This is a genomic window from Pseudomonas sp. BJa3 (genome assembly GCF_026343815.1).
GTDB lineage: Bacteria > Pseudomonadota > Gammaproteobacteria > Pseudomonadales > Pseudomonadaceae > Aquipseudomonas > Aquipseudomonas soli.
The window spans coordinates 1-271 of the sequence record NZ_JAOXMC010000207.1; the positions used below are offsets into that span (position 1 = coordinate 1).

General features: G+C 65.3%; 1 protein-coding gene. It reads left to right on the plus strand.

The window, feature by feature from the left end; all coding sequences use genetic code 11:
- Window positions 1-94, plus strand: a 94-nt coding sequence (gene cydX / locus OH705_RS29730; RefSeq protein ID WP_267303470.1) for a cytochrome bd-I oxidase subunit CydX, incomplete at its 5' end; no start/stop codon positions are given.
- Window positions 95-271 lie beyond the last annotated feature (177 nt).

Here is a 271-nt window from a genome sequence, read left to right on the forward strand (position 1 = left end):
TGGCCTGGCGGCGAGCTTCGCCATCCTCAACGGCATGTGGTACGAGATGCGCGAGAACGATCGCGAGCGCGCGCCGCGCCCGCCGCATGCTTAGCCCCGACCCGGGCTTATTCGCGGGGTGAAGCCGGAGCGCCGTCTTCGCTTTCTTCACTCACCGCGTTCGCAGATGCTCCCGGCGCACTCTCTACACCAAGATCCGCCTCCTGCAGATCCCAGTGCGTCTTCACTTCGAGAATTCGCGGCAGGCATCCCAGGAACGCGTCGACCATCG